We start from the raw sequence: 22214 nt of genomic DNA, 5'->3' as shown, positions 1-22214 counted from the left end.
ATGAACGAGGCATCGCCGATCCCGCACGGGGAAACCGAACCTGAGGAAGCGCCCGCTCCCGCAAAGATGGCGCGGATGAAGGGCGACCTTACGCAGGGGCCGATCCTGAGGACGCTGCTGGTGTTCTCGATCCCGATGCTGATCTCGAACGTGCTCCAGACGCTGAACGGTTCGGTGAACGCGATCTGGGTCGGGCGGCTGCTGGGCGAGAGCGCGCTGGCGGCGACGGCCAATGCCAATATCATCATGTTCCTGCTGATCGCGCTGGTCTTCGGCTTCGGCATGGCGACGACGGTGCGCGTGGGCCAGCACTTCGGCGCCCGCGATATCGACGCGGCGCGGCGGACCTTCGGTTCCGGTGTGGGCTTCTGTCTCCTGCTCTCGGTGATCTGCGGGCTGGCCGGATGGCTGGGCGCGGACGCCCTGCTCCATGCGCTGGGCACGCCGGGCCAGAGCCGGATCGAGGCGCTGGCCTACCTGCGCGTGATCTTCGTGACGCTGCCGCTCGGCTCGCTCTCGCTGATGGTGTCGATGGGCATGCGCGGCGCGGGCGATTCCAGGACGCCGCTCTATGCGATGATCCTTACGGTGGCGCTGGACGTGATCCTGAACCCGCTGCTCATCATCGGCCCCGGCCCTTTGCCCACGCTGGGTATCGCCGGGTCGGCGGCGGCGACCGCTTTCGCGAATTTCGCAGGGTTGGTGTTCCAGCTCTGGACGATCTACCGCAAGGACCTGCCGATGCGCCTGCGCGGCGCGGAACTCGGCTACCTGATCCCGCGCGGCAGCGAGTTGCGCTATGTGATCCTGAAGGGTCTGCCGATGGGCGCACAGATGCTGCTGGTCTCTTCGGTGGGCCTCATCATGGTCGGCCTCGTCAACCGCGAGGGGCTGGATTCGGCGGCGGCCTACGGCGCTTCGCTGCAACTGTGGAACTATCTCCAGATGCCCGCGATGGCGATCGGCTCGGCGGTCAGCGCGATGGTCGCGCAGTCGCTGGGCGCGCACGACCACGGCCGCGTAGGCAAGGTGACCGAGATCGGCCTCGCCACAAACCTCGCGCTCTCGACGCTGCTGGCCACGCTTATCGTGGTGTTCGACCGCCCGCTGCTGGCGCTGTTCCTCGGCGGAGACAGCCCGGCGATGCCGATCGCCCGGCATATCCAGCTGGTCTGCACCGCCTCTTACGTGATCGTGTCGATCACCATGATCCTCACCGGTACCTTGCGCGCTTATGGCGCCGTGGTGATGCCGCTGATCATCATGTTCCTCGGCCTCTATCCGGGACGCCTCGGCTTCTACCATCTCGCCTATCCGCTGATCGGCAGCGAGGCGCTGTGGTGGTCCTATCCGGTCGGCTCGGCGCTGACCGTGGCGCTCACCCTCGCCTATTACCGCTGGGGCAAGTGGCGCGCAGCGTGCGATCTTTGAAACTTACCGCCCCTGCGCGCGCCAACGCTGAACCGTGCGCAGGACCATCTCCTCCTCGCCGCCCGAGACGTTCCACAGTTCGGTGAACGAGGGATCGGCGGAAGCCGGACGCTTGAATTCCTCCAGATCGTCGAACGCGGCACGGATCGGGATCGCCACGCCCTCGCCGCAGATCACGCACTCACGGTTGCGCAGCGCCGGGATCGAATCGAGGAACCCCCGCGCGCCTTCCGGCATGGCGGCGCGCACGAAAGCCTGGTCGCGGTCGTTGTTGAGCCGCATCGCGATGATCGTCCCGCACTGCGACAGCACGCCTTCGGCAAGGTCGGAAGGCCGCTGGGTGATGAGACCCAGCGAGATGCCGTACTTGCGCCCTTCCTTGGCGATGCGCGAGAGAATGCGGCCTACCGAGGAGCCGTCCGCGTTCTTCTCATTGGGAACGTAGCGGTGCGCCTCCTCGCAGACGAGCAGGATCGGCCGCGTCTTCTCCTCGCGCGCCCAGACCGCGAAGTCGAAGACCATGCGGCTGAGCACCGCAACGACGGTACTGGTAATGTCGGAAGGCACGCCGGACACGTCGATGATCGAGATCGGCCGCCCGCCCGAAGGCAGGCGGAACAGCTTGGCGATGAACTCCGCCATCGTGTCGCCCACCAGCATGCCGGAGAACAGGAACTGGTAGCGCGGATCGCCCTTGAGTTCGTCGAGCTTGTTCTTGATCCGCATGTAGGGCGCGCTCGAATGCCCCTTGTCGAGCTTGCCCATGTGATTGTTCAGGATCACCGACAAGTCGGAAAGCAGATAGGGGATCGGCGAATCCACGGTGATCTTGCCGATCTGCTCGGCCAGCCGGTTGCGCGAGCGCGCCTCCAGCAGGCACTTGCCGAGCACCTCGCAATCGAGCTGCCGCTCGTCGCCGCGAGTAGTGACGAGGATCTCGCAGTGCTCCTCGAAGTTCATCAGCCAGTAGGGCATCTGGAGGTTCGAGACATCGAGGATCACGCCGCTGTTGCGGAAGGCAGCGGCATATTCGCCGTGCGGATCGACCATGATGACATGGCCTTCCGGCGCTTGCTCGCAGATTCGATGAAGGATCAGCGCGGCGCTGGTCGACTTGCCGGTGCCGGTCGAGCCGAGCAGTGCAAAGTGCTTGCCGAGCAAGGCGTCGATATAGAGCCCGGCGCGAATGTCCTTGGTGGGATAGACGGTGCCGATCTGGATCGCCTGCCGCCCGTCGCTGGCATAGACCTGCCGCAAGTCGTCAGTGCTGGCGGGATAGACCAGCGCGCCCGGTATGGGATAGCGCGTCACGCCTCGGCGGAAACCGTGGATGCGGCCGGTCAGACGCTCCTCCAGCCCTTCGCCGAGGAAGTCCGCCTCGGCGACGATGCCGCCGGGGACCGTGGCATCGCTCTTCTGGTTGCGGATACTGGCCAGCAGCCAGCCCCGACCGACGCGCACTTTCACCTGACTGCCGACCTGCCCCGACATCGCGACCGAAGGATCGTCGTCCTGCGCGGAAACGCTGAGCCGGTTGAGATCGAAGGCAATGCGGGCGCCCGCGCCGGAAATTTCGAGGATGGCGCCGATCGGCTCGCGGCCAATCTCGCGCCCGGCCTCATGCTGCGCCTCGCCGCCCACCATTCGCATCTCGTTCATGTGCCTCCGCAGCAAGCCGTTTCACCGGGGTTGCTAGGCACTCGCGGTTAATTTCCGGCTAAACGCCCGATCACCGCAGCGCAAATAGACGACCCGCCAGCCAGCCCATCCCGACCGAGACCATCACCGCGAGCAGCCCGTAAGCGAAGCCGTAGTTCTCCGAAAAATTGGCGATGGCCCGCTCGAACCCCAGCTTGCGCACTTCCACCTGGCTGCTCGCCGAAGCCACCACCTGCCCACGGGACACCGCGTAAGTCTCGGCAGTATAGGTGCCGGTCGGCACTTGCGAGGGCAGCCAGATGCGGGCCTGATAGAGCACCTGCTCGCTCACTTTCACGCCGCCCTCTTCCTCGCGATAGAGACCGCTGCGGCGGTTGAGATCGACTAGGCCGTCGGAAAAGCGGGTCTGCTCGGCAGGATCGATGGCGCCGATCGGCGAGAGTTGCAGCCACTTGAGTCCGAGTTCGTAGATGGCGGCGGTCTTGTCGTCGACGATGTCCTTGATCGGCCGGGTCGACGCGAGGCCGTAGTAGGACGGCGCCGAGCGCAGTTCGGTGCTGTCGGCATTGATCCAGATTCCCGCCACTTTCTGCTTTTCGCGCAGGACGATGGACTGGGTCGGCCCTTTCAGCACGACGACGATATCGTAGTCCTGCGCGGCGCGGGAACCCTCGGGCGTCAGGATTGCGCCGAAGAGCAGCAGTTCGGTGCCGGTGAAGCCCTGCCGCAAGTCCACCTCATGCTGCGAGATTTCCGGCACCAGGATCGGATCGCGCGCGCCGCCAAGCAGCAGTGCCGCGACAAGCGCGATAGCCGGAGCCAGCGCGCGCCTCACAACGGGGAGACCGTGTAGATCTCGTCGGGCCGATAGCCGAGGCCGATCGCCATGCGCCCGGCCACCAACAGGACGATGACCGCCAGCACCAGGCGCAGCTTCACCGGACTGGCCTTCTGGGCGAACTGCGCGCCGAGCTGCGCGCCGGTGACGGACCCCAGCAGCAGCAGCGAGGCAAGCACGATGTCCACGGCATGGGTGGTCATCGAATGCATCATCGTCGTCGCCATGGTGACGAACAGGATCTGGTAGAGCGAGGTGCCGACCACGACATTGGCGCTCATGCCGAGGATATAGAGCATCGCGGGCACGAGGATGAAGCCGCCGCCCACACCCATCAACATCGTCAGGATGCCCGTGCCGATGCCGAGCAGCAACGGTGCCAGCGGGGAAATGTAGAGGCCGGAGCGATAGAAACGCCAGCGCAGCGGCAGGCTGGCGACCATCGGGTGATGCCGCCGCTTGCGCGCGGCGATGGGAACGCCGGAACGCTCGGCGCGGATGGTCTGGATGCTCTCCTTGGCCATCAGCCCGCCGATGCCGCCGAGCATCAGCACGTAGAGGATATTGATGACCGTATCGATCTGGCCGAGCCGTTGCAGCAGGCTGAACAGCGCGGCGCCGATACCGGTGCCGATGATCCCGCCCACCACCATGACCGTGCCCATGTGATAGTCCACCCCGCCGCGCCGGGTATGGGCGAAGACGCCGGACACGCTGGCGCCCGTCACCTGGCTCGCCGCCGAGGCCGCGGCCACGGTTGGCGGAATGCCGTAGAAGATCATCAGCGGAGTCGTCAGGAAGCCGCCCCCCACGCCGAACATGCCCGAAAGCAGGCCGGTGATCGCCCCCAGGCCAACGATGATGATCCCGTTGACGGAGAGATTGGCTATGGGGAGATAGACATCCATTCCACCCCTCTCGCTACCGCAGCACCGGCAGCGAGGAAAGCGGCGAATCAGAATCCTGCGGATAGAGTGAGCGCCGGTCCCGAACCCGGATCGGCATCACCCGCGACCCGGAACCGCCAGTCCACCGCCGCACGCCCGAACAGCCCCTTCCCGAGCGGGAGGGTCACAGTCGCGGACGGCCCCGCATCGAGCCGCCCAGCCCCCTTTTGCGCGCCGCCCCATAGCCCGCCGCCAAGCCGGGTCTCGACTTTGCCGAAGGAGAACAGCGTCCGGTCGGCCCGGAACTGGCCGTCCGCAAACGGCGCCGCGAACCGGCCTGCCACATAGCCTGCCTGCCCGTAAGCCTCGCCCCGCAGACCGCCCGGCAAGGCGAAATAGGGAAGCTGGGTCACGGCCATGGCCGCCGGCTGGAAGCGCCGCTCCCCGCCCTGTTCGGTCAGCCGTCCTTCCAGCGCAGCAATGACCGGCAGGCCCGGAAGCGGACGTGCCGACACGCCCAGTGCGGCAGCCGTCTCGCGCATGGCCGTACCCAGCGTGGCGGTGGTGCGCATGTAGGCGGTCAACTGTCGCGCGTCGCCGGGCGAAAGCCGATAACGCAGCACCGCGCCCGCCTGGCTCGCCCCGTAAGTCGCCGGAAGCGCGCCGTTGGCGAGCGGTCCGGCGCCGTCCTGCCGCAGCAGTGCCCAACTGTCGACCGACCACCGCCGGGGCCGCGCGACCGCGACAGGCACCGGAGCAGCGCTCGAAGACGGATAGGGCTGCGCAGCGAACTGCCAGACCGGCGGCAGACCTGCCGGTAGCCGCGTGTCCTCCATCGTTTCCGAACCGAACCGAAGCGCTCCGATCGCCGAGGGAAGTTCTCCGGCCGTACCATAGGCAACTCCCGAAGGCCCTTGCGGCAGGGCCCGACCTCGATCGGAATACCATCGATGCGGCCTCTCAACCCAGACCGGCACTTTCACGAACACGGGATAGGGCAGACCCGGTGCCGGGCCATAAACGGATGCCGGATAGAAGCCCGCACCGGGCTGCGATTGAGGCCCCGCTGCCATGTCCGCCTGGCCTGATCCGGCTATTTTCGCACCTTCCACCGACGACAGGCGCATCGTCTGAACACCCTTGGCCGCAACCGGCAGGGGATTATCCCAGGCCGAGATCCGCCCGCCCATCCAGCCAGCGAGCACGGCCAGCAATGCGATCAGCGGCTGTCCGCGAAGCCTCTGCACCACGCTCATGCCGCCGCTCCACCAGCGGAAGCCGGATGCGCATCGTGCCGGGTCTTGTCCCAGGTCACCTGCCCGCCCCGCAATGTCCGGATGTAGGAAGCCAGAGCATCACGTCCGGCCATGATCGCGATATAGTTCGCCACCGGAATCCGCAGGATCGCCCAGACGCCTTCGGGAAAACCGTATTCCCGCGTCGTCAGCGTCGCTCTCAGGAAACTGCGCCAGAGCAGACTGAACAGACCCGCCGCGATCATCCACCCAAGCAAGGGCGGCCCCGGCATGCCCGGGACATCCCAGCCCAGCACGCGCGGAATGCCGAGTATCCCTTCGACGAGGACAAGCGCATAGCTGCTCGCCAGGACGATGGCGGTCAATGGCCCTCGCCGGTCGCGCAGCGCCATCCAGGTATCGGCAGCGCTCCCCGCCCATCCGAGCCGCTCCCAGCCCTGAAATGCGATTCCGTGAATCCATCGCGTCTTCTGGCGAACCGATTCCTTCAATCGGGCCGGGAAGTATGCGCGCGTGGCGACGAGTTCGCCCGTCTCGTCCCGAACCCTCAGAAATCGCGAGCGTCCGCCCTCGCGCGAGACCAGCACGCCCAGCTCATAATCCTCGGTAAGGCATTCCGCCGCAAATGGCTCCAAATCGCCTTCCAGGCGGCGGCTGGCGCCGATACGTTCGAGCATGTCGCGCGCGAAGCCGCAACCCACGCCTGCCGCAGGGATCGCCGCGCCCAGCGCGTCGCGTACGACGAGCGACTTCGTATGCGCTTCGGTGAATTCGTCGACGTAATGGCCCCCAACCCAGCGCGATGCGGGCTGCGGTTCGGGGCGCACCGGAAGCTGCACGAAATCGGCGGAAGACAGCGCGGCATCGATCACCGCCAGTTCCGCGGCATGCACCATGTCTTCCGAATCGTGCAGGATCACGCAGCGGAAGCGAGTGCCGGACTGCGCCTCATCGTCGCAAAGGGCGCGGTAGAGCCGGTTCAAACAATCCGCCTTGGTCGTCGGCCCTGCCCGCTCGTGGATGATGACGCGCACCCTGGGGTCCATCCCTGCGCCTTCCATCGCCGCGCAGACGGTTGGCCCGTCATTGCCGTAGCAACCGATGTAAAGGATGAAGTCTTCCTGCTGCCATGCCGCAAGTGCGTGCCGGACCGTATGGCCGATCACCTGCTCTTCCTGCCAGGCCGCAATGAATACCGCCGCTTTCCCGCGAAGCGGCGCACGTACCGCTTCCCCCGAGATTCGCGTGGTTCTCGCGCGCCCCGAGAGCCGGAACCACAGCCAGCAACAGTCCATGGCCAGTTCGTCGGCAGTGCCGACCACCAACCAGAATCCGGCAAAGAGCAAAAGCTCGCGCTCGATCACAAGCAGGATACTCAACCCCTGCCGAATTAGTTCCATCAACCCCATCTTAGCCCCCGCTTTAGACCGGATCGATTCCATGCCGGAAATATCGAAAATCGCTTAGGACCACCGATTCTTCGGAATTTCATCGCGTCAGGCGGGATATGGGGAGGGGAGGAGACGCACCAATGAACATGCGTCTATTTCATAAAGTTAACTAACTTGCCCGTTACTGTAATAATCTGCCGGCCTCCCGAAGAAGGCCGGCGAGCACCCGTCACCAGCTGCCGATGTTCGGCATCGAGGCCCAGGGTTCGGCGGGGTCGAGGCGACCGTCCTGGAGCAGTTCCACCGAAATCCCGTCCGGCGTGCGGATGAAGGCCATGTGGCCGTCGCGCGGGGGGCGGTTGATCGTCACCCCGGCATCGGCCAGCGTCTGGCAGGTCGCGTAGATATCGTCGACCTGGAACGCCAGATGGCCGAAATTGCGACCGCCGGTATATTCCTCGAAGGAGCCGTCCTCGGCGGGCCAGTTATAGGTCAGTTCCACTTCGGATTCCTCGCCCGGCACCGCCAGGTAGATAAGCGTGAAACGGCCCTGCTCGCTCGAAAAGCGGCGCGTTTCCTTGAGACCGATCAGTTCGAAGAAGCGGATCGTCGCGTCCGGATCGGTCACGCGGATCATCGTGTGGAGGTACTTTGTCACGGGATTTCCTTCAATTCATCGCACGTATATAACGGTTCATCACGGATACAGCCGGGAAACAGCATGATCCGCAGGACTTCAGGGAGAAGCCGCGATGACCGACAATAGCCCGGAACGCCCCCGTCACTCCACCTCCTTCTTGCGCGAATCCACCGGCCAGCGCTGGATCGCGGCTTCCACGATCCTCGCCATCGGCCTTGTCGGCGGCGGTTACCTGCTGGGCGACGGGATGCGGCGCGCGCACCGTGCCGACCGCTCGGTCACCGTGCGCGGCCTCGCCGAGCGGGACGTCACCGCCGACCTTGCAACATGGACGATCGCCTATTCCTCCACCGCGGGCGATCTCGCCACCGCGCAGTCCGGGGTGGAGAACGACACCCGCCGGATCGAGGCCTTCTTCCGCGAACTCGGCTTTCCCGCCGACGCCCTGCAACCGACCGGCGCCAACGTCCAGCAGAGCAAGGACAACAGCGGCACCACCAGCTTCACCGTCCGCCAGCGCGTGACCTTGCGCAGCCAGGACGTCAAGCGGGCGCAGGATGCGGTGAAGCGTCAGTTCGAACTGGTCCGGCGCGGCGTCATCCTGGAGGAAGGCTCGGGCATGGCCTTCACCTTCACCAAACTCAACGCCATCAAACCACCGATGGTCGCCGCCGCCACCAAGGATGCACGCGCGGCCGCCGAGCAGTTCGCGCAGGACAGCGGCGCCGAGGTCGGCGCCATCAAGAGCGCGACCCAGGGCTACTTCACGATCGAGGCGCGGGATGGCGATTCGGGAGGTGGATGGGGCGTCTCCGATACGCCTTACAAGAAAGTCCGCGTCGTAACGACGGTCGATTTCTACCTGAAATAGAAGGATAAAATATCCCGCCGCAATGCCGGAACGGCTTGGCTCAGGAAGCGTGAAAGCCGATGCGGACCGCTTGTCGGCGGGGCCGCGGCTTTCTATAATCAGCGCGACGCATGCTAGCGAAGATCAGAAACCTGCTCGGCCGCGCTCCCAGCGCCCGCCTTCCCGAACTGCCCGCCGGACAGCGCGTCTATGCGATAGGCGACATCCACGGACGGCTGGACCTGTTCGAGCGCCTGATCGAGGCGATCGAGCGCGACGACAGCCAGCGCAGCGGCAGCCGCAGCCTCGTCATTCTCCTCGGCGACCTGATCGATCGCGGCCCCGACAGCGCCGGGGTGCTCGCCGCCGCCCGCGAGCTTGCCCATCGCCGCGATGTCGAGTTCATCCAGGGCAATCACGAGGAAATGCTGCTCGTCTCGCGCGACAAGCTGGATGCCTTCCGCAGCTTCCTGAAGTTCGGCGGGCGCGAGACGATCCTCTCCTACGGCCTCGATCCGGACTTCGTGCGGGAGGCCGAACTCGAAGACCTCCACAGCGCCGCGATGGAGACGATTCCGCAGCAGGACTTCGATTTCATCGACGGTTTCCGCAAGATGGTCCGGCTCGGCGACTATGTCTTCGTCCATGCCGGCGTGCGGCCCAATACACCGCTGGAAAACCAGCTCGGCCATGACTGCCGCTGGATTCGCGAGCCGTTTCTCAGCCACAATGGCGAATTCGGTGGCTTCGTCGTCCACGGGCACACGATCACCGAGGAACCTGCCGTACGCGCCAACCGCGTCGGCATCGATACCGGCGCCTATATGCACGGCCGCCTCACCGCGATCGGGCTTGAAGGCAGCGAGCGCTGGTTCATCCAGGCCTGCGAGGATGAAAACGGGATTTCCGTAAAAGTCGCCGCCGAAGCCTGAGCTTCCAGGAGGCGAACCCTGAAAATTGTCATAAAAACGCACCGGGGAGCCTGTAAGCCGGGTTCTGTACCTGGCGTGGTCTCCCCACGGGGGGACCTTACGCCGCGGTGGCAGCCATTCCTCTAGGCGACGCATTGCTGCGCCGCTCAAGCGACCAACCCGGGCTGCCTGGGTCCGAAACAGACCCGCTGTTCAAGACAGCGCGCAGCCCCTATTCGGTCTTGCTCCGGATGGGGTTTGCCATGCCGCTTACCGTTACCGGCAGCGCGGTGCGCTCTTACCGCACCCTTTCACCCTTACCTGCCGCGAGGGACGAACCCTGTTGGCGAGGCGGTCTGCTCTCTGTGGCACTTTCCCTAAGCTTCGCCGGGCCTGAAAACCCGACTCGCCCGGCGGGCGTTACCCGCCATCCTTGTTTCGTGGAGCCCGGACTTTCCTCGCGCGTCCGAAGACGCCCGCGGCTGCCCGGCTCCCCGGTGCGAGCGGTCACCTAGCACGGCCGTTGCCCCGCTCCAACAGCAGTTCCAACAGAATTGCGCCGATTTCGCCGTCGATCTCGCCGTCGATCAGTTCGGGCCGCCAGCGGCGCTGGAACGCCGTCACCGCCGCCCGCCCGTCCGAGATGTCGTAGCCGAAGCGTTCGAGCGCGAGATAGAAGGCACCGGGATTGTCGTAGAAGAGGTTCATCTTCGCCGCCGGGATTTTCAGCGCCAGCCCCAGTTCGCCAAGCCGCGCCCAGTCGAAGTACTCGCCGGGGTCCTGCTTGCGGGCAGGTGCGATGTCGGAATGGCCGACCACGTTGCCGCGCGGAATGTGGTTGCGCTTGACGATATCGGCAAGGAGCGGAAGCAGTGCTTCCATCTGCGCCTCCGGGAAAGGCCGGTAGCCCCATTCATGCCCCGGATTGACCAGTTCGATGCCGATCGATGCAGAGTTCACATCGGTCTCGCCGCGCCAGTACGAGCGTCCGGCATGCCAGGCTCGCTTGCCTTCCGGTACCAGCGAAGTGACGATCCCATCCTCGTCGATCATGTAGTGCGCCGAGACTTCCGCCGCGGGATCGCACATTCGCTCCAGCGCCTCGGCGGCGGACTTCATGCCGGTATAGTGCAGCACGACCATCGAGATCGGCAGCTTGCGCTCGTTGAAATTGGGCGAGGCGACGGTGCGATTGACCAGCCAGCGGTTCATGCCCCAACGCCTCCGGTACCTGTGGCTCCAGGACCTGCGCTTTCCCGAGGAGGCTTCGACAGGCTCAGCCTGAGCGGGTCTGGGAACATCGCATCACCTCCGACCACAATGGGTCTGAAACATCGCATCGCATCACCTACCGCTCACCCTGAGCTTGTCGAAGGGGCGTCCTGGGTTGTCGAAGGGTCAGGCTCCCGGCAGAACCGCGCCGAGGACCAGCGCGTCTTCGGCCAGGGCATATTGCAGCTTGCCGCCCTGCCCGTGCGCCAGTTGCTGGATCATCGCGGCAGGCGCGGTGCGGCTGGAAAGATCGCCTTCCGGCAGCGCCCCTTCGAGCGCACGGCCGACATCACGGTCGAAGGCGATGCGGGGTCCCGCCGCACGCACGACGATCTCCGTCACGCCGTCCCGGAATTCCGCCGCCAGTTCCAGAGTGCCGCCGCGCGGCAGCGCCTCGATGCCGATCAGGCCGAAGTTGAGCAGCGTCTTCACCGCAGGCTTGGGCAGCATCTCGCTGGCCAGCGCCCAGTTGAGCACGATGCGGGCATTGTTCGCCACCAGCGCATCGATCAGGGCGCGCGCCTCGCTGACCGGAACCATGTCTCCGAAGCCGCCCGCAGCGCCGAAGGCGAGGCGGAAGAACTTCAGCTTGTCTGCCGAGATCCGCGCGCTCTGGTCCAGCAGCTCGAAGCAGCGCTGGCGCATGTCGGGGTCCTTCTCGTCCGCGAGCAGTTCCAGCCCGTTGGTCAGGGCGCCGACCGGGCTGAGCATGTCATGGCACAGGCGCGAACATAGCAGGCTGGCAAGTTCGAGCGAACTGGTCGTCATGGACTGGGGACTTCCGTTATCGATAATCATTCGGGCGAGACATTCGAATTCAGGCCATTAGCGGCCACTGGTGCGACGATATGGTACGTCATCGGCGAAAATCCATTCCCGGTATCGCGCCAGAAAGCAACCTGCCCGTCCGCGATGATCGCCCAAATGCGCGAATCCCCGGTGGAATGTTCGCAATCCGTGGCGGAGGGCACCGGATGGCCGACCGGATGGGAGTGATAATAGCCCAGCACTTCCGGCCCGCCCTGCCGCGCCGCGCGGTGGGCGGCGAGCAGCGTGGCCGGATCGATCTCGAAATGGTGGGTGGGCCGCGCCGCGACATTGGCAGCGGGTATCGCGGCCTCTATCCGCTCGCCCTCTCCCGTCAGGATGCCGCAGCACTCCTCCGGATGGGCGCTTAAGGATTCTTCATGCAATCTTGCGATCACGTCACTTGTCACTTCGACATTCATCCCCAAATCCTACAGGCAATGGGGGCTCACGAAAACATCATCCAGGGTTTCATCGGCAGTGACGGCGGTCGCCTCGACAAGGCGCTGGCCGAAGCGAGCGGACTTTCGCGCGAGCGCATCAAGGCGCTGATGGGCGAAGGCCGGATCTCGCTGGCCGGAAAGCGGGTCTCGCAGGCCTCGCTCAAGGTCGCGGGCGGCACTGCCTTCGCGATCGACGTGCCCGAGGCGGCCCCGGCCGAAGCGGTGGCGCAGGACATTCCGCTGAATGTCGTGTTCGAGGACGAATATCTCATCATCGTCGACAAGCCTGCGGGTCTCGTCGTCCATCCGGCAGCGGGCAATCTCGACGGTACGCTGGTCAATGCCCTGCTCCACCACTGCCGGGGCCAGCTTTCCGGCATCGGCGGCGTCGCGCGGCCCGGGATCGTCCACCGTATCGACAAGGACACTTCGGGGCTGCTGGTGGTCGCCAAGACCGACAAGGCGCACGAGGGACTGGCCGTGCAGTTCGCGGACCATTCGATCGCACGCGCCTACCGGGCCGTCGTGTCCGGACGGCCGATCCCGGTCGCCGGAACCGTGCGCGGCGCGATCGCCCGCTCCAACGTCAACCGCAAGAAGATGGCGCTGGTGGAGGACGGGCGCGGCAAGCATGCCGTAACCCATTACAAGACGCTGGAAGCGCTGAAGAACGCGAGTCTCGTGGAGTGCCGCCTGGAAACAGGACGCACCCATCAGGTCCGCGTTCACATGTCGTCAATCGGCCATTCGCTATTAGGGGACCCTGTATATGGTCGTACACCTTCAGCGATTCGCCCGATTCTTCAGCGACTCGGTTTCACCCGACAAGCTCTTCATGCCGCGGAACTTGGCTTCGTCCATCCCGTTACAGGAGAGAACGTCCATTTCGTCAGTCCGTTACCCGACGATATGCGGATACTGATCGATGAACTGCGACACTGAAATCGGATTAATGTGCTATCTTTAAAAGGTGGCCCCAAGCTAAGACGCCTCGCAAGGGTCTTCGACCGCGGGCCGACCGGAAAGGACGGATATTGTGAGCAAGGAACGTAATCTCCCGGCGGTGCCGGCACTGGGCGGCGAGCAGAGCCTCAACCGCTACCTGTCCGAGATCCGCAAGTTCCCGCTTCTCGCGCCCGAGCAGGAATACATGCTCGCCAAGCGTTACAAGGAGCACGAGGACCCGGCGGCAGCCGGCCAGCTGGTAACCAGCCATCTTCGCCTCGTGGCGAAGATCGCGATGGGTTATCGCGGCTACGGCCTGCCGGTCTCGGAACTCATCTCCGAAGGCAACATCGGCCTGATGCAGGGCGTGAAGAAGTTCGAACCCGATCGGGGCTTCCGCCTCGCCACTTATGCAATGTGGTGGATCAAGGCTTCGATTCAAGAGTACATCCTGCGTTCGTGGTCACTCGTGAAGATGGGCACCACCGCCGCGCAGAAGAAGCTGTTCTTCAACTTGCGCCGGATGAAGAAGAACCTCGACGCTTACGAGGATTCCGATCTGCATCCGGATGACGTCGCCAAGATCGCGACCACGCTCGGTGTGTCCGAGCAGGAAGTGGTCAACATGAACCGGCGCATGATGATGGGCGGCGATGCCTCGCTGAACGTCTCGCTGCGCGAGGAAGGCGAAGGCCAGTGGCAGGACGTTCTCGCGGACGATCGCCCGCTTCAGGACGAGACCGTTGCGGATGCCGAAGAGGCGACCGTGCGTCACGCCATGCTGGTCGAGGCGATGGACGGCCTCAATGAACGTGAGCGCGACATCCTGATGGAACGCCGCCTGACGGACGACCCGAAGACGCTCGAAGAGCTGAGCCAGGTCTACCACGTCAGCCGCGAGCGCGTCCGCCAGATCGAGGTGCGCGCTTTCGAGAAGCTGCAGAAGGCGATGACCCGCATCGCCAGCGACCGCAGGCTGCTGCCCGCAGGCTGAGCTTCGGCTTCGGAAAAAAGAAACGGGCCGTCCGGAAGGACGGCCCGTTTTCTTATGAGCGATAGGAAAAGGGAGAAGCGGCGCCCCTCCCCTTCCTTTTTTCTCAGGCGTATCGGGCCTGCCACATGGTCGCGGCGATGCTCTCGCGCGTCAGGGCATCCGGTTCTGCGGTCGCCAGCCCTTCCGCCTGCGCCTGCGCGGCGACGGCAACGGCGATTTCGAGCGCCACGTCACGCAGTTCGGTGACGGCGGGAAGCAGGCCGCCCTTGCTTTCGCCCTCACCGCCGCCCAGTTCGCCGAGGCGGCGCGCGGCGGCCATGAACATGCCGTCGCTGACCGCAGTGGCCCCGCTGGCCAGGGCGCCGAGGCCGACGCCGGGGAAGATGTAGACGTTGTTGACCTGGGTGACGCCCGGCGTGCCGAAGGGGCTGCCGGTGCCGACGATCGCCTTGCCGCCGGTCCATTCGAGAATGTCCGCCGGATGCGCTTCGGCGCGCGAGATCGGGTTGGAGAGTGGGAAGACCACCGGACGCGCAACCTTTTCGGCCATCGTGCGAATGGTCCGCTCGTCGAAAGCGGCCTTCTGCCCCGAGGTGCCGATCAGCACGGTCGGATGGACATTGGCGACCACTTCCTGCAGCGAGATCATGTTCTGGCCGCTGACGTTCCAGCCCTCGATCTCGGCCGGATCGCGCGCGAGTTTGAGCTGCTGATGCGGCAGGCGCGGAATGTCGGACAGAATCAGCCCGTCGCGGTCCACCGCCCAGATGTTCGCACGCGCCGCCTTCTCGTCCAGCCCGTCGGCCATCATCGCCTGCACCAGCATCTCGGCCACGCCGCTGCCCGCCGCGCCTGCGCCGAACAGCACGACGCGCTGTTCGGCAAGCGGCACGCCGGTCTTGCCGATCGCCGCCAGCAGCGTGCCGACCGCGGTGGCGGCAGTGCCCTGGATATCGTCGTTGAAGCTCAGCAGCCGGTCACGGTAGCGAACCAGCAGGTCGTAAGCGTTCTTGCCCGCGAAATCCTCCCACTGGAGCAGCACGCCGGGGAAGCGATCGTCCACCGCGCTGACGAAGGCTTCGACGAAATCGTCGTAGTCCTGCCCGCGCACGCGCGGGGCGCGCCAGCCCACATAGAGCGGGTCCTCGCGGCGCGCGTGGTTGTCGGTGCCGAGATCGAGCAGGATCGGCAGGACTTCGGACGGATGCATACCGGCGCAGGCGGTGTAAAGCGCCAGCTTGCCGATCGGGATACCCATGCCACCCGCCCCCTGGTCGCCGAGGCCGAGGATGCGCTCGCCGTCGCTGACGACGATCACTTTCACGCGGTCGTAGGCCGGATCGGCGAGAATGTCGGAAATGCGGTCGCGATTGGGATAGCTCAGGAACAACCCGCGCGGGCGGCGCCAGATCTCGCTGAAACGCTCGCAGCCCTCGCCCACGGTGGGCGTGTAGACCAGCGGCAGCATGCGCGGCAGGTCGCTCTGCACGAGGGCATGGAACAGCACCTCGTTCGAATCCTGAAGCTCGCGCAGGAAGGCGTAGCGCTGGAAGTCGCTTTCCTTTTCCTCCAGCGCCTTGCGGCGACGTTCGATCTGGCTGTCGAGCGTGCCGACATGGGGCGGCAACAGGCCGTGCAGGCCGAACTCGTCACGCTCCTCGGCGGTGAAGGCGGTCCCCTTGTTGGTCAGGGGATCGGAAAGCAGCGCGCGGGCGGCAGCGTGACGGGTCGGGGACATCAATGACCTTTCATCAGAAACGTAGACTCAGCCAGCCCGCGAGAAAATCGGAGCTGCGGTAACCCGCATCGGTCAGCGCGGGGCCGGCTTCGAGATGCTCGTAGCGCCCGGTGAACGAGACACGCGGCGAAATCTGCCAGACCGCCTGCAAGCGGGCGAGTTCGGCGATCTTGCGCGCCCGGCCGTTCTGGGTGCCGGCAAAAGGTTGGCCGTTGGCCCGATAGACCGCATCGGTGACGCTGTCACGCCAGGCAAAGCGGTATTCGGCATTCACTTTCACGTTCTTCAGCGGCGAGAAGCTGAAACTGGGAGCGATGGCGCGAATGTTCGAGGGCGTCAGGTAGAGCTGGTAGCTGAAATAGATATTGTTGCCGAAAGGCGAATAGGCGTCGCGCAGCTTGCCGTCACCATAACCGCCGCCACCGCTGGCATAGTCCGCACTGAAGCCCAGGCGCGGCGCCGCCTTGTCCTTGCCGAGGCGCCAGGACTGGGCGAGCAGGACCTGCCAGGCATCGATCTTCTGATCCATGAACGTGCCCCACTGGTGGTTCACCGTCCAGTCGAGCTGGAGCGGCCCGGCATCGCCGTAGACGTGGACCCCGCCATACCAGCGCGTCGCCGGGCCGATCCGCCCGCCCCAGGTGCCGACGCCGTTGCGCCGCCGCCAGAGGAAGGGATCGACGAAGAGTTTCGAATCGCCCAGGAACGTCTTCGGCACGGCATAGCCCAGCGTCACGCCCGAGAAGCGGCGCTCGGGATCGCTCTTGTCGTCACCGATGCCGTCCTCGCCATAAGCGGTCGGGCGCAAGTCGAAGACGTCGGCGCGCAGCGCCTTGCCGCGCACCCAGGCCCGCACGCCGTTCAGCGTGTAGTGCATGGTATTGTTGTCGCGCTGCGAGGTCAGCAGATTGGCACCGTCGACGAATTCCTGGCGGCCGTAGCGGATGCCCACGTCGAGGCCCGCTATCTGCCCGTTCGCCTCGGCGAAATACTGCTGGGCGGCCAGACCGTTGCGGAAGTTGCTCGAAGGCGTGCCGAGGTTGCGACCGCTAAGGCCGCCATGCGCCAGTTCGCCGTAGAAGCGAAGGTGCGGGCCGACATGGAGGTCTGCCCCCGCGACGACGCGGCTGATGTCCTGCCGCTGCGCCTCGGCCTCGCGCAAGTTGGGGTTGGTGGTCTGGTTGACGCGGAGGCGCAGCTCGCCCGAGAGCGTCAGGTAGATGTCCCCGTCGCCATCGAGCGGCAGGAACTTGAGCCGGTCGAGCGGATCGTCGCGCTTTTTCGCGTCCGCCATGACCCGCCAGTCCTCGGCCCAGCGCGAGATGCTGTAGCCGTTGATAACGGCACCGTCGCCATTGGCGGAAACCGGGTAGACCGGGGTCTTCGCCTCTTCGGCATGGGCCGGAAACGAGGCGCAGCAAAGGGTGGCGGCCAGCAGCCGCTTGGAAACTGTCTTCATGTCCGTGATTCCTGTGCGGGGCTTTCGCCCCGTGTCGGGTCAGGTCAGACGAGCACGGGTCAGGCGAGTACCCGGCTCGGCTCGGCGGCAGGTTCGCGATTGGCGAGGACTGCGTTGAAGCGCTCGGTGTCGAGCTTGCCTTCCCAGCGCGAGACCACCACGGTCGCCACGGCATTGCCGATGAAGTTCGTAAGGCTGCGGCATTCCGACATGAAGCGGTCGACGCCCAGGATCAGCGCCATGCCCGCGACCGGCACCGAAGGCACGATCGACAGGGTAGCGGCCAGAGTGATGAAGCCCGCACCGGTCACGCCTGCCGCACCCTTGGACGAGAGCATGGCCACGCCCAGCAACAGCACCTGCTGGCCCAAGGTCAGTTCCACGTTGCAGGCCTGCGCGATGAACAGCGCCGCCAGGGTCATGTAGATATTGGTGCCGTCGAGGTTGAAGCTGTAGCCGGTCGGCACGACGAGGCCGACGATGCTCTTGGGGCAGCCCGCGCGTTCCATCTTCTCCATCAGCGAGGGCAGCGCGCTTTCCGAGGAGGAGGTGCCCAGCACCAGCAGCAGTTCGGCCTTGAGGTAGGAAATCAGCGAGAAGATCGAGAAGCCCGCAAGCCGCGCGACCACGCCCAGCACCACGACCACGAAGAGCGCCGAGGTCACGTAGAACGTCGCCACCAGCCCGGCGAGGTTGGCAAGACTGCCCACGCCATACTTGCCGATGGTGAAGGCCATGGCGCCGAAGGCACCCACGGGCGCGGCCTTCATGACGATCGAGACGAGCTTGAAGAACACCAGCGAGACGTCTTCGAGCAGCGAGAGCGGACGCGCGCCGCGCTCGCCCAGCATGGCCAGCGCAATGCCGAAGAGAATGGCGATCACCAGGACCTGAAGAATATTACCCTCGGTCATGGAGGAGAGGAATGTGTCCGGGATCATTTCCATCAGGAACCCGGTGATCGACGTTTCGTGTGCCTTCTCGGAGAAAGTTGCGACCTTCGAGGCATCGAGCGTGGCAGGATCGATGTTCAGGCCGTGACCGGGGCGAACCACGTTCGCGACGACCAGCCCGACGATCAGCGCCAGGGTCGAGAAGAAGAAGAAGTAGCCGAACGCCTTGCCCGCGACGCGGCCGACCGAGCGAAGGTCGCGCATCGAGGCGATGCCGGTGACGATGGTCAGGAAGATGACCGGAGCGATCACCATCTTGACCAGCTTGATGAAGGCATCGCCGAGCGGCTTCAGCGCTTCACCCGTACCGGGTGCGAAGTGGCCTACCGTCACGCCCGCCGCGATGGCGATCAGCACCTGCACATAGAGATGCGCGTACCAGCGCTTGGGTGCGGACGGCTCGTGCGTTTCGGACAACGTTGCGTGCATGGGTAAGGCCTTTCTTCCTCTCTCTGCCCGCTCAAGACTTATGCTTATCGCGGGCTGGCCAAAGACTGTTCGATTTCACGCTGCGGCCAAAGACATTTTTGCACTCGTTTTAAATGGCTGATTTTCCGGCCTTTGCGCGATGGGCACCAACCTCCCGAGCGCAGAAATCGGCACATTGCACTGCAGCGATGTGCAGAAATTTGCACATCGCTTGCCCGCGCTCTAGAAAGACGCGGTGACTCGCCGCCTCAACCTGACCTGGCTGCTCGCTGCCTGCCTCGCCGCGCTAATTGCGGCGGGCCTTGTCGGAGAGATCGTGCGCCAGCGCGCCGCCTCGGCCTTCGCCGCATCCGTCGCCGCCGATGCCCGCCTGCGCCAGGCCCTGCTCGACAGCGAGATCGCCCGCTTCCGCCTGCTGCCCCAGACCCTCGCCGACGACCGCGACGTGATCGCCGCCGCAGACCGCAAGCCCGGCGCCGACCGCCGCCTCGATGCCAAGCTCGAGGCCTTCGCGCAGCAGATCGGCGCCTCCGCCATCTATCTCGTAGGAGAGGACGGCTTCGCGATTTCCGCCAGCAACTGGCGCCGCCCGGACAGCTTCGTGGGCCGCGACTACCGCTTCCGCCGCTACTACCGCGACGCGCTGAAACACGGCGACGGCGCCCAGTTCGCGCTCGGCACCGTCAGCCACCGCCCCGGCCTCTATCTCGCGCGCAAGGCCGCCGGAGACTGCGTGATCGTCATCAAGCTCGATTTCGACCGAATCGAGGCACAGTGGCGCACCGCAGGCGGCGAGACTTTCGTGACCAATCGCGACGGTGTGATACTCGTCGCGAGCCGCCCGGACTGGCGCTTCGCCATGACCCACCCGATCGCTCCCGCCCGGCAGAAAGCGATCGCGGGCGACATCGGCACGCCCGGCCTGACCCCGACGCCTTACGCGATCGATGGCGACGGATTCCTGCACCGCTCCGGCGCGACCGCGCAGCTCCTACTCGCCACCAGCCCGCCCAACCGCGACCAGTGGCGGGTCAATCTCGCCCTGCCGATCCGCGTCGCCGTCACCACGCCGATGCGCAGCGCGCAGGCGGTGGCGGCGATCCTCGCGCTCGTCGCCGTCGGCGCGCTGCGCTGGCTAGCGCAGCGCAACCGCCGCCGCCGCGAACGCACCGCGCTGCTCGAAACCGCCGTCACCGAACGCACCGCCGAACTGCGCCGGGAAATGGAGGAACGCGCCGCCCTCGAACAGCGTGCGGCGCTGCTGCGCGAGGAACTGCGCCTCGCCAACCGCCTCGCCACCCTCGGGCAAGTCACCGCCAGCGTCGCCCACGAAACCGCCCAACCCGTCGCCGCGATCCGCAACTACGCGAGTTCCGCAGGCCAGTTGCTCGACCTCGGCGCCGCCGCCGAAGTGCGCGAGAACCTCACCGCCATCGACCGGCTTGCCGAACGCATTGGCGTCATCACCGCCCAGCTTCGCGGCTTCGCCCGCAAGGCCGGGACGGGCGAGACCGCCATCTCGCTGGCCGAAGTCCTCGACGGCGCGCGGCTGCTCATGAAGGAGCGTCTCGCCGCGCTGACCTTCGAGACACCCGCAATACCTGCCGATCTCAAAGTGCGCGGCGACAAGGTCCGGCTCGAACAGATCCTCGTGAACCTGCTCCAGAACGCCACCGAAGCGCTGGCGGCCCAGCCCGACGCCCGCATCACCCTCGCCGTCACCACCGAAGGCGAGACCCTGCGCCTCAGCGTTTCCGACAACGGCCCCGGCATCGCCCCCGAAATCGCCGACCGCCTGTTTACCCCCTTCGCCACCAGCCGCGCCGAAGGCCTCGGCCTCGGCTTGGTGATCGCGCAGGACATCGCCCAGGAATTCGGCGGCTCCCTGCGCCTCGCACCAAGCGAAACCGGCGCCACCTTCGAACTGCAATTGAGACTCGCCTGATGGAAGCCGCCACCCGCATCGCCCTCGTCGAGGATGACGAGGACCTCGCCCGCTCGACCGCGCAGCTTCTCCGCCTCGCCGGATTCGACGTGGAGAGCTTCCCCGCCGCCACCCCGGCCCTCGCCGCCATCACCGCCGACTGGCCCGGCGTCGTCGTCACCGACGTGCGCATGCCGCAGATCTCCGGCATCGACCTGTTCCGCCAGCTTCACGAGCGCGACCCCGAACTGCCGATAATCCTCGTCACCGGCCACGGCGACATCGAGATGGCGGTGCAGATGCTCAAGGCCGGTGCCTGGGACTTCCTGACCAAGCCCTTCGCCCCCGACACCCTGATCGCCGCCGTCAACCGCGCTGCCACCGCCCGCGCCCTGACCCTCGAAAACCGCCGCCTGCGCGCGCTGGCCGAGGCCGACGATGCCCCCGCCTTCCTCGGCGAAAGCCCCGCCATCCGCCGCCTGCGCGAAATGATCCCGGTGCTCGCCAATGCCGATATCGACCTGTTCATCGAGGGCGAGACCGGCACCGGCAAGGACCTCCTAGCCCGCCTGATCCACCGCAACGGCAAGCGCGCACGCCACCGCTTCCTGCCCCTCGCCTGTGCCGGAATGCCGGAAACGCTCGCAGACCCACTCTTCACCGCGTCGGGCCACGCCGAACCCGGCCTCGCCGCCGCCCAGCGCGGCACGCTCTACCTCGACGATATCGACCGCGCCCCCGCGCACCTCCAGGAGCGACTGCTCCCCTTCATCGAACAGCGCGTGCTGCGCCGCCGCGACGAAACCATGCCGATCGACATGCGCGTGATCTCCACCAGCCAGAACACCGCCGACGGCCCGCCCCCGGCGCTGCTCCCGCCGCTGTTCTACCGCCTCGCCGCGATGCGCCTCTCCATCCCCTCGCTGCGCGAACGCCGCGAGGACATAGCCCCGCTCTTCGCCCGCTTCGCCGGAGACGCCGCCCGCCGCACCGGCCGCGACCTGCCACCGGTAAGCGCAGCTGTACGGACGATGCTGGAACGCCACGAGTGGCCCGGCAACGTGCGCGAACTCGCCAATTTCGCGGAACAGTTCGTGCTGGGCCTCGGCGAATCCACGCCCACGCCGTCACCCTCAGCCGCCAAAGGCCTGACCGAGCGCGTGGACGCCTTCGAACGGGAGGAAATCATTGCCGCCGTGCTCGCGGCGAACGGAGAGATCGGCGCCGCTATCCGCTCGCTCGATCTGCCGCGCAAGACGTTCTACTACAAAGTGAACAAGCACGGGATCGATCTGGGGGCTTTGCGCCAGAAGGGGTGAAGTAGCAGGGGAGGAAAAGAAAAGAAAAGAAAAGAAAAGCAGGGGAGCATAGCCCCCCTGCACCCCCA

At 65.8% G+C, this 22214-nt stretch carries 19 protein-coding genes and 1 other RNA gene; 7 read left to right on the top strand and 13 right to left on the bottom strand.

Annotated features, from left to right (window positions below; genetic code table 11):
* The gene (locus tag ACZ1II_RS13350; RefSeq protein ID WP_465146868.1) at positions 1-1431 is read left to right on the top strand and encodes an MATE family efflux transporter; all 1431 of its coding nucleotides are present in this window, start codon (positions 1-3) and stop codon (positions 1429-1431) included.
* Positions 1432-1434: 3 nt separating this feature from the next.
* Here the strand turns inward: ACZ1II_RS13350 and ACZ1II_RS13345 are convergent, their stop codons facing one another.
* From ACZ1II_RS13345 to ACZ1II_RS13320, 6 genes are all read right to left on the bottom strand, one after another.
* A complete protein-coding gene (locus tag ACZ1II_RS13345; RefSeq protein WP_465147298.1) occupies positions 1435-3081 on the bottom strand; it encodes an ATP-binding protein in 1647 nt (548 codons plus the stop codon).
* A gap of 79 nt (positions 3082-3160) precedes the next feature.
* Positions 3161-3925, bottom strand: a complete 765-nt coding sequence (locus ACZ1II_RS13340) for a TIGR02186 family protein (RefSeq protein ID WP_465146867.1) — start codon at positions 3923-3925, stop codon at positions 3161-3163.
* Entirely contained in the window at positions 3922-4836 is a 915-nt protein-coding gene (locus tag ACZ1II_RS13335) for a sulfite exporter TauE/SafE family protein (protein WP_465146866.1), read from the bottom strand. Before ACZ1II_RS13335 ends, ACZ1II_RS13340 begins: the two co-directional genes overlap by 4 nt.
* A 47-nt stretch (positions 4837-4883) precedes the next feature.
* Positions 4884-6071, bottom strand: a complete 1188-nt coding sequence (locus tag ACZ1II_RS13330) for a hypothetical protein (protein ID WP_465146865.1) — start codon at positions 6069-6071, stop codon at positions 4884-4886.
* A complete protein-coding gene (locus tag ACZ1II_RS13325) occupies positions 6068-7450 on the bottom strand; it encodes a glycosyl transferase family protein (protein ID WP_465146864.1) in 1383 nt (460 codons plus the stop codon). Before ACZ1II_RS13325 ends, ACZ1II_RS13330 begins: the two co-directional genes overlap by 4 nt.
* A gap of 241 nt (positions 7451-7691) precedes the next feature.
* The gene (locus tag ACZ1II_RS13320) at positions 7692-8120 is read right to left on the bottom strand and encodes a VOC family protein (RefSeq protein ID WP_465146863.1); all 429 of its coding nucleotides are present in this window, start codon (positions 8118-8120) and stop codon (positions 7692-7694) included.
* A 94-nt stretch (positions 8121-8214) separates the two neighbouring features.
* Between ACZ1II_RS13320 and ACZ1II_RS13315 the strand changes: the two genes are divergently transcribed.
* The gene (locus ACZ1II_RS13315; RefSeq protein ID WP_465146862.1) at positions 8215-8973 is read left to right on the top strand and encodes an SIMPL domain-containing protein; all 759 of its coding nucleotides are present in this window, start codon (positions 8215-8217) and stop codon (positions 8971-8973) included.
* A 110-nt stretch (positions 8974-9083) separates the two neighbouring features.
* Positions 9084-9884 carry a metallophosphoesterase gene (locus tag ACZ1II_RS13310; RefSeq protein WP_465146861.1) on the top strand — a complete coding sequence of 267 codons (801 nt, stop codon included), beginning with the start codon at positions 9084-9086 and terminating at the stop codon, positions 9882-9884.
* 37 nt (positions 9885-9921) lie between these two features.
* Here ACZ1II_RS13310 and rnpB read toward each other — a convergent pair.
* From rnpB to ACZ1II_RS13290, 4 genes are all read right to left on the bottom strand, one after another.
* Positions 9922-10361, bottom strand: an RNA gene (gene rnpB, locus ACZ1II_RS13305) — RNase P RNA component class A.
* Positions 10362-10370: 9 nt separating this feature from the next.
* Entirely contained in the window at positions 10371-11075 is a 705-nt protein-coding gene (locus tag ACZ1II_RS13300; protein WP_465146860.1) for an N-acetylmuramoyl-L-alanine amidase, read from the bottom strand.
* Positions 11076-11261: 186 nt separating this feature from the next.
* A complete protein-coding gene (locus tag ACZ1II_RS13295) occupies positions 11262-11903 on the bottom strand; it encodes a histidine phosphotransferase family protein (RefSeq protein WP_465146859.1) in 642 nt (213 codons plus the stop codon).
* Positions 11904-11929: 26 nt separating this feature from the next.
* Positions 11930-12364 carry a M67 family metallopeptidase gene (locus tag ACZ1II_RS13290; protein ID WP_465146858.1) on the bottom strand — a complete coding sequence of 145 codons (435 nt, stop codon included), beginning with the start codon at positions 12362-12364 and terminating at the stop codon, positions 11930-11932.
* An 18-nt stretch (positions 12365-12382) separates the two neighbouring features.
* On the opposite strand from ACZ1II_RS13290, the gene ACZ1II_RS13285 reads away from it, so the two are divergent.
* Positions 12383-13327, top strand: coding sequence for an RluA family pseudouridine synthase (locus ACZ1II_RS13285; RefSeq protein WP_465146857.1), 945 nt, complete (start codon positions 12383-12385; stop codon positions 13325-13327).
* Positions 13328-13421: 94 nt separating this feature from the next.
* Complete coding sequence (gene rpoH, locus ACZ1II_RS13280; RefSeq protein ID WP_465146856.1) at positions 13422-14324, top strand: RNA polymerase sigma factor RpoH; 903 nt, start codon at positions 13422-13424, stop codon at positions 14322-14324.
* A gap of 103 nt (positions 14325-14427) precedes the next feature.
* Here the strand turns inward: rpoH and ACZ1II_RS13275 are convergent, their stop codons facing one another.
* The 3 genes from ACZ1II_RS13275 to ACZ1II_RS13265 are packed head-to-tail and all read right to left on the bottom strand — an operon-like array spanning position 14428 to position 18903.
* On the bottom strand, positions 14428-16062 hold the full coding sequence (locus ACZ1II_RS13275) for an NAD-dependent malic enzyme (protein WP_465146855.1): 1635 nt from the start codon (positions 16060-16062) through the stop codon (positions 14428-14430).
* 13 nt (positions 16063-16075) lie between these two features.
* Positions 16076-17521, bottom strand: coding sequence for an alginate export family protein (locus tag ACZ1II_RS13270; protein WP_465146854.1), 1446 nt, complete (start codon positions 17519-17521; stop codon positions 16076-16078).
* Positions 17522-17580: 59 nt separating this feature from the next.
* Positions 17581-18903, bottom strand: a complete 1323-nt coding sequence (locus ACZ1II_RS13265; RefSeq protein ID WP_465146853.1) for a dicarboxylate/amino acid:cation symporter — start codon at positions 18901-18903, stop codon at positions 17581-17583.
* A gap of 235 nt (positions 18904-19138) precedes the next feature.
* On the opposite strand from ACZ1II_RS13265, the gene ACZ1II_RS13260 reads away from it, so the two are divergent.
* Positions 19139-20848: a sensor histidine kinase gene (locus ACZ1II_RS13260; protein WP_465146852.1), complete on the top strand. Its 1710-nt coding sequence runs from the start codon at positions 19139-19141 to the stop codon at positions 20846-20848.
* Positions 20848-22146 carry a sigma-54-dependent transcriptional regulator gene (locus ACZ1II_RS13255; RefSeq protein ID WP_465146851.1) on the top strand — a complete coding sequence of 433 codons (1299 nt, stop codon included), beginning with the start codon at positions 20848-20850 and terminating at the stop codon, positions 22144-22146. Before ACZ1II_RS13260 ends, ACZ1II_RS13255 begins: the two co-directional genes overlap by 1 nt.
* Positions 22147-22214: the final 68 nt, after the last annotated feature.

It is taken from the genome of Novosphingobium sp. BL-S-20 (assembly GCF_055521635.1).
Note: the sequence above shows the minus strand (reverse complement) of the source record. Positions and strands in the feature narration are given on the sequence as shown.

Bases quoted from the DNA above. Each gene is read 5' to 3' on its own strand.
- ACZ1II_RS13350 (WP_465146868.1), top strand. From the start codon at position 1: ATGAACGAGGCATCGCCGATCCCGCACGGGGAAACCGAACCTGAGGAA.
- ACZ1II_RS13270 (WP_465146854.1), bottom strand. From the start codon at position 17,521: ATGAAGACAGTTTCCAAGCGGCTGCTGGCCGCCACCCTTTGCTGCGCC.
- ACZ1II_RS13315 (WP_465146862.1), top strand. From the start codon at position 8,215: ATGACCGACAATAGCCCGGAACGCCCCCGTCACTCCACCTCCTTCTTG.
- ACZ1II_RS13330 (WP_465146865.1), bottom strand. From the start codon at position 6,071: ATGAGCGTGGTGCAGAGGCTTCGCGGACAGCCGCTGATCGCATTGCTG.
- ACZ1II_RS13335 (WP_465146866.1), bottom strand. From the start codon at position 4,836: ATGGATGTCTATCTCCCCATAGCCAATCTCTCCGTCAACGGGATCATC.
- ACZ1II_RS13265 (WP_465146853.1), bottom strand. From the start codon at position 18,903: ATGCACGCAACGTTGTCCGAAACGCACGAGCCGTCCGCACCCAAGCGC.
- ACZ1II_RS13295 (WP_465146859.1), bottom strand. From the start codon at position 11,903: ATGACGACCAGTTCGCTCGAACTTGCCAGCCTGCTATGTTCGCGCCTG.
- ACZ1II_RS13300 (WP_465146860.1), bottom strand. From the start codon at position 11,075: ATGAACCGCTGGCTGGTCAATCGCACCGTCGCCTCGCCCAATTTCAAC.
- ACZ1II_RS13310 (WP_465146861.1), top strand. From the start codon at position 9,084: ATGCTAGCGAAGATCAGAAACCTGCTCGGCCGCGCTCCCAGCGCCCGC.
- ACZ1II_RS13285 (WP_465146857.1), top strand. From the start codon at position 12,383: ATGGGGGCTCACGAAAACATCATCCAGGGTTTCATCGGCAGTGACGGC.
- ACZ1II_RS13345 (WP_465147298.1), bottom strand. From the start codon at position 3,081: ATGCGAATGGTGGGCGGCGAGGCGCAGCATGAGGCCGGGCGCGAGATT.
- ACZ1II_RS13275 (WP_465146855.1), bottom strand. From the start codon at position 16,062: ATGTCCCCGACCCGTCACGCTGCCGCCCGCGCGCTGCTTTCCGATCCC.
- ACZ1II_RS13290 (WP_465146858.1), bottom strand. From the start codon at position 12,364: ATGAATGTCGAAGTGACAAGTGACGTGATCGCAAGATTGCATGAAGAA.
- ACZ1II_RS13255 (WP_465146851.1), top strand. From the start codon at position 20,848: ATGGAAGCCGCCACCCGCATCGCCCTCGTCGAGGATGACGAGGACCTC.